The 6,270-nt window shown below is 72.5% G+C and carries 6 protein-coding genes; all 6 read left to right on the forward strand.

What is annotated here, in order from left to right:
• On the forward strand, window positions 1-405 hold a 405-nt coding region (locus ACILQS_RS14875), incomplete at its 5' end, for an Ldh family oxidoreductase (protein WP_395640905.1).
• A complete protein-coding gene (locus ACILQS_RS14880; RefSeq protein WP_395640906.1) occupies window positions 402-1,640 on the forward strand; it encodes an iron-containing alcohol dehydrogenase in 1,239 nt (412 codons plus the stop codon). The genes ACILQS_RS14875 and ACILQS_RS14880, both read left to right, overlap by 4 nt.
• Before the next feature lie 49 nt (window positions 1,641-1,689).
• Window positions 1,690-3,129: an NAD-dependent succinate-semialdehyde dehydrogenase gene (locus ACILQS_RS14885; RefSeq protein ID WP_395640907.1), complete on the forward strand. Its 1,440-nt coding sequence runs from the start codon at window positions 1,690-1,692 to the stop codon at window positions 3,127-3,129.
• Window positions 3,130-3,167: 38 nt separating this feature from the next.
• Complete coding sequence (locus tag ACILQS_RS14890) at window positions 3,168-3,722, forward strand: DivIVA domain-containing protein (protein ID WP_395640908.1); 555 nt, start codon at window positions 3,168-3,170, stop codon at window positions 3,720-3,722.
• 126 nt (window positions 3,723-3,848) lie between these two features.
• Window positions 3,849-4,400: a lytic transglycosylase domain-containing protein gene (locus tag ACILQS_RS14895; RefSeq protein ID WP_395640909.1), complete on the forward strand. Its 552-nt coding sequence runs from the start codon at window positions 3,849-3,851 to the stop codon at window positions 4,398-4,400.
• A 36-nt stretch (window positions 4,401-4,436) separates the two neighbouring features.
• Complete coding sequence (locus tag ACILQS_RS14900; protein WP_395640910.1) at window positions 4,437-6,194, forward strand: cation:proton antiporter; 1,758 nt, start codon at window positions 4,437-4,439, stop codon at window positions 6,192-6,194.
• The last annotated feature ends 76 nt before the right edge of the window (window positions 6,195-6,270 follow it).

The following is a 6,270-nucleotide window of genomic DNA, read 5'->3' on the forward strand; positions in this document are numbered from 1 at the left end:
ATCGACGCCGCCGGACAGCCGACGACGGATGCCGTGGCCGCGGCGCAGGGGTCGGTCTCGCCGTTCGGCGGGCCGAAGGGCTACGCGCTCGGCCTCGCGCTGGAGGCTCTCGTCGGCGTCCTCGCCCGATCGGCCTTCGGGCACGACGTGCGGGGAACGCTCGACGATCATCCGTCGACCAAGGGTGACGTGATCATGGTGTTCTCGCTTGAGGCCCTCGGTTCCCGCGGGTCGCTCGCCGGCCTGTCGGCCTACCTCGATGACGTCCGCGCGAGCGGCCCGGAGGTCGCCATCCCGGGCGAGCGCGCCCGCCGGGACCGCGCGGCCCGCGCCGGCACCGGCATCCCCCTCGACGCGGCCGTCTGGGCCCGCGTCGTCGCCCTGCACGACGGAGATCCCGCATGACCGCCATCCACCCGCCCGCCGACCCGATCGGCGTGCTGCGCGCCCCCGACGCCGTGCACTTCGGGCGGGGCAGCCTCGCCTCGCTCGCACCCGCCGTCGCCCGCCTCGGCCGACGTGCGCTCGTCGTCGTCGACCCGTTCCTCGCCGGCACCCCCGCCTTCGCCGGCGCGCTCGCCGCGCTCGACGCCGCCGGGGTCGAAACGCACGTGCACTCAGAGGTGATCCCCGAGCTGCCCGTCGAGAGCGTCGTCGCCGCCGCGGAGGCCGCCCGTGGCATCGCCCCCGACGTCGTCGTCGCCTACGGCGGGGGATCGGCCCTCGACCTCGGCAAGCTCGTCGCCCTGTTGCTCTCGCAACCCGGGCCGCTGTCGGACTACTACGGCGAGAACAAGGTGCGCGGACCCGTACTGCCGATCGTCGCGGTGCCCACGACGGCCGGGACCGGCTCCGAGGCGACCCCGGTCGCCGTGGTCTCCGACCCCGACCGCGAGCTCAAGGTGGGCGTCTCGGACGCGGCGCTCATCCCGCGCGTCGCGATCGTCGATCCCGACCTGACGACCGGGGCTCCGGCCGCCGTCACCGCGTACTCCGGCATCGACGCGATCGTCCACTGCGCCGAGTCCTTCACCGCCGTCGACCGGGCTCCGGACTGGGCGCAGACCCTGCCGATCTTCGTCGGCCGCAACCGGATGAGTTCGCTCCTCGCCCTCGACGGGCTGCGGGCGATGGGGGATGCGCTGCCGCGCGCGGTCGCCGACGGTTCCGACGCCGAGGCCCGCGATCGGATGGCCTGGGGCAGCCTGCTCGGTGGGATGGCGTTCGGCTCCGGCGGCACGCACCTCTCGCACGCCCTGCAGTATCCGATCGGGGCGCTCACCCACACCCCGCACGGGCTCGGCACCGGTCTGATGCTGCCGTACGTGCTGCAGGCGTGCTTCGCGCAGACCAGTGATCGCCTGGCGCTCATGGCCGAGGCGCTCGGCGTCGCGACCGGACGGAGCGAGCGCGACGACGCCCAGGCCGCGATCGACCGGCTCGCCGCGATCACGGTCGAGATCGGGCTGCCCGCGTCGCTCGCCGACATCGGCCTCGACCGCGCCGAGCTGCCCCGCATCGCCGGACTGGCGGCCGGCGTCACCCGCCTCGTCGCGCTCGCCGCCCGCGACGCGACCCCCGACCTGCTCGAGCGCATCCTCGACGCCGCCTACGACGGCGACCGCTCGCGGCTCGTCTGACCCTCGCCCGCCCCTCGCCCCGACCCGCTCGAACCTCCAGAATCGAAGGATGACCGTGACCACCGAGTACCTCTCCGACCTCTTCATCGACGGCGAATGGCGCGCCGGTTCCGCGGGCACGACGTTCCCGGTCACCGACCCGGCGACGGGCGAGACGATCGCGCAGTTCGCCATCGCCACCGAGGCCGACTGCGATGCCGCGGTCGCCGCTGCCGAGGCCGCGTTCCCGGCCTGGGCGGCCACGGCTCCGCGCGTGCGCAGTGAGATCCTGCGTGCCGCGTTCGACATCCTCACCGCGGAGAAGGAGCACTTCGCCGAGATCATGGTGCGCGAGAACGGCAAGTCGTGGCCGGACGCGATCGCCGAAGCCGGGTACGCGACCGAGTTCTTCCGCTGGTTCGCCGAAGAGGCCGTCCGCATCCCCGGCGACTTCCGGCTCTCGCCGGGCGGCGACAAGCGCATCGTCGTCACTCGCCAGCCGATCGGCGTCTCGCTGCTCATCACGCCGTGGAACTTCCCCGCCGCGATGGCGACCCGCAAGCTCGCTCCCGCCCTCGCCGCCGGCTGCACCACGATCCTCAAGCCGGCCCGCGAGACTCCGCTGACCGCGGCCTACGTCGTCGACGTCCTGCGCCGCGCGGGGGTTCCGAAGGGGGTCGTCAACCTCGTCACCCCGGTGCCCACGGGCCCCGCGATCGCGAAGATGATGCACCACCCCGCGGTGCGCAAGATGTCGTTCACCGGCTCGACCGAGGTCGGCCGCATCCTGCTGCACGAGGCCGCCGATTCGGTGGTCTCGACCTCGATGGAGCTCGGCGGCAACGCGCCGTTCCTCGTGCTGCCCGGCGCCGACCTCGACGACGCCGTCGCGGGCGCGATGGTCGCCAAGATGCGCAACGGGGGCTCCGCCTGCACGGCGGCCAACCGCTTCTACGTGCACGCGAGCGTGCATGACGAGTTCGTCGCGAAGCTCACCGCCGAACTGCAGAAGGTGAAGAACGGCTCGGGGCTCGACCGGGAGAACACCCTCGGCGCGCTCGTGTCGCTCGAGGAGCGCGACAAGGTGGCCGAGCTCGTCGAGACCGCAGTGGCGGAGGGCGCGACCGTGGCCCTCGGCGGCACGAAGTCCACGAGCGGTGCGTTCTACCCGGCGACGATGCTCACCGGGGTGGAGCACGGCTCGACCATCAACCAGACCGAGATCTTCGGACCGGTCACGGCCGTCGTCAAGGTCGACGACGTCGACGAGATGGTGCGCATGGCCAACGACACGATCTACGGACTCATCGGCTACGTGTTCGGCGAGGAGTCGCTCGCCCTGCGCACCGCCCTGCGGATCGACGCCGGCATGGTCGGGGTCAACAAGGGCGTGCTGAGCGACCCCGCCGCGCCGTTCGGCGGCACCAAGCAGTCCGGTCTCGGACGCGAAGGCTCGAGCGAGGGCATCTTGGAGTACCTCGAGGAGAAGTACATCGGGATGGCACCCTAGCCGCCGGGCTCCCGGGCGCCGACGGCTACGATGGCACCGTGAGTACGACCTTCCCGCGCGTGAAGCGCGGCCCCGGCTACGACATCGACCAGGTCGAAGACTTCCTCGAAGACGCCCGCCGCGCCTACACCGGTGACCGCGGGTCGGCCCAGGTCGTCACGGCCGCCTCGATCCGGCAGATGGGGTTCAGCATGAAGCGCGGCGGCTACGCGCCGGCCGCCGTGGATGCCGCGCTCGAGCGCCTCGAAGACGCGTTCGCGGCGCGGGAGCGCGACCGCGTGCTCGCCGAGATGGGGAACCAGGGCGCCTACCAGCGCGCCCGATCCGAGGCGCAGGTGGTGCTCGACCGCTGCGTGCGCGCTCGCGGCCGGCGCTTCTCGCGGGTCGGCATCCTCACCACCGGGTACTCGGTGCGCGAGGTCGACGCGTTCGCCGATCGCGTCACCCGCTACCTCCAGCAGGGCGACCCGCTCACCGTCGACGACGTCCGGGGCGTGGCCTTCCGGCCGCAGAAGGGCGGCTACCAGGAGACGCAGGTGGATGTCGTGCTCGACGCCGTCGTCGACCTCCTGCAGGCGGTCAAGAACGCGTAGCACGCGCCGCCCGGCGTCCCCCGGTCGGGTCCTGCCGTTTGCCAGGGGTGCCGCGTAAGATCATCCGCTGTGAGCGGCTATCGCCGGCGGGGGACTCCGTTCCGTCCTCCCGCGCCGGAACAGATCGTGGAGCGGCACGTCCGCTCCAGCTGGTCGCTGCCCGCATTCGCGACCGCCGTCACCTTCGCCTTCCTCGTCGTCTCGTCGCTCTCGCCGGCCGAATCGGCGCAGGCGCTCGCGAGCGCGCCCGGGCCGCGGCCCGCCGCGCTGCCCGCTCAGGGCTACACCCACACCGACGAGGCGGCGCCGGGAGCCACCCGGGACGACTTCGCGGTCAGCCGCATCCGCACCGCTCCCGCCGCCGGCGTTCCCGACCCGGGCTCCGCCCAGGCGATCGCCTACGACATGCTCCTCGCCCGCGGGTGGGACGACAGCCAGTACGAGTGCCTCGTCGCGCTCTGGAACCGCGAATCGCACTGGAACGTCTACGCGCACAACACCTCGAGCGGCGCCTACGGCATCCCGCAGGCGCTCCCCGGCGACAAGATGGCCAGCGCCGGCGCCGACTGGCAGACCAACCCGGCGACCCAGATCACCTGGGGTCTCGGCTACATCTCCGGGCGCTACGGCACCCCGTGCGGCGCGTGGGAGCACAGCGAACGCAAGGGCTGGTACTAGCACCGACGGCTCCCGGCCCGCCGCTAGCCTGAGGGAATGGAGCCCGAATTCGCCCTCGTCGCGGTCGGGGCGATCGTCGTGATCGTCGCCGCGGCGGCCTTCAGCAGCCGACTCGGCGTGGCCGCGCCCCTGCTGCTCGTGCTCGTCGGCATCGGCTACAGCTTCATCCCGGGGATGCCGGCGATCGAAGTGGAGCCCGAGATCATCCTGATGGGGGTCCTGCCGCCGATTCTCTACGCGGCGGCCATCCAATTGCCCGTCGTCGACTTCCGTCGCAACTTCGGGTCGATCTCCGCCCTCTCGGTGCTGCTCGTCGTCGGCAGCGCGCTCCTCACCGGCGTCGTGCTGTTCACGATCCTTCCCGACCTCGACCTCGCCGCCGCGATCGCGCTCGGCGCCGTCATCGCCCCGACGGATGTCGTCGCCGCCACCGCCATCGGCAAACGGCTCGGGCTGCCGCCGCGGCTGCTGTCCATCCTCGAAGGCGAAGGACTCGTCAACGACGCCACCGCCCTCGTGCTGCTGCGCTCCGCGATCGCCGCCACGGCCCTCTCGGCCTCCGGCACCTTCACCGCGTGGGGCGCCGTCGGCGACTTCGCCTACGCCGTCGTCGTCGCCCTCGCCGTCGGGCTGCTCGTCGGTGTCGTGGCCGTCGTCATCCGACGGCGCCTCGACCAGCCGATCCTCGACACCGCGATCTCGTTCGCCGTGCCATTCATCGCCTACATCCCCGCCGAAGGGCTCGGCGCCTCCGGCGTCATCGCCGTCGTCGCCGCCGGGATCTACTCCGGACACCAGAGCGCCCGCTTCACCCCGCAATCCCGGGTCGCCGAACGACTCAACTGGCGCACCGTGCAGTTCATCCTCGAGAACGGCGTCTTCCTCATCATGGGCGCGCAGCTCTCCGGGATCGTGACCGAGATCGAAGAGGGCGACCTCGCCTGGCACGAAGCGGTCGCGCTCGGCGTGCTGCTGGCCGGCATCCTCATGGTGCTGCGGTTCGTGTTCGTCTGGCCGCTGCTCGGGCTCGTGCGCCGCGGCGAGACGCGGTCGGCGCGCGCCGCCCAACGGGCGACCGCGTTCGAGGAGAAGGTGAAAGCCTTCGACACCCGGGGTTCCGCGCGCGCGCAACGTCGCGTCATGGGGTTCCTGCGCCGGTCCGAGCAGGCGCGCAACGACGTCAAGCAGTACCAGGCCGAAGGCCTCGGCTGGCGCGGCGGCGTCGTGCTCGGCTGGGCCGGGATGCGCGGCGTCGTGACCCTCGCCGCCGCTCAGTCGCTTCCCCGCGAAACCCCCTACTACGAGCAGCTCGTGCTCATCGCCTTCACCGTCGCGATCGTCACCCTGCTCGTGCAAGGCGGAACCCTCCCGTTCGTCATCCGGCTCACCGGCATCCGCGGCACCGACCGCGCCGCCGACCGTCGCGAACTCGCCACCCTGCTCGACGAGATGGAGGAAGCCGGACTCGCCGCCCTCGAGGCCCCCCGGCTCGAACTGCCCGACGGCAGCGCCATCGACCCCGGCATCATCGACCGCGTCCGGCTCGACACCTCCCTCGCCTCCGCCGTCGCATGGGAGCGGGCCGAACACGCCGACGACGACGACGGCATCCTGCAGTCGCCGCACCAGCAGTACCGCGAACTGCGTCGGGAAGTGCTGCAGGCGGAACGGGACGTGCTCCTGGATGCCCGCGCGCGCGGCGCCTACCCGTCACGGATCCTGCAGCGGGCGCAGACGCTGCTGGATCTCGAGGAGTCCCGGTTGGCGCAAATGGAGTCGGGGGGCCGGGACTAGCTCGGTGCTCTCGGGGGTGCGGAGGGCGGCGGGGGGACCCCCCGGCCACCAACGGGGGCCCCCGCCCCCCTGGCGA

This window comes from Pseudolysinimonas sp., from assembly GCF_044239695.1.
Classification (GTDB): Bacteria; Actinomycetota; Actinomycetes; order Actinomycetales; family Microbacteriaceae; genus Pseudolysinimonas_A.

Bases quoted from the DNA above. Each gene is read 5' to 3' on its own strand.
- ACILQS_RS14885 (WP_395640907.1), top strand. From the start codon at position 1,690: ATGACCGTGACCACCGAGTACCTCTCCGACCTCTTCATCGACGGCGAA.
- ACILQS_RS14900 (WP_395640910.1), top strand. From the start codon at position 4,437: ATGGAGCCCGAATTCGCCCTCGTCGCGGTCGGGGCGATCGTCGTGATC.
- ACILQS_RS14880 (WP_395640906.1), top strand. From the start codon at position 402: ATGACCGCCATCCACCCGCCCGCCGACCCGATCGGCGTGCTGCGCGCC.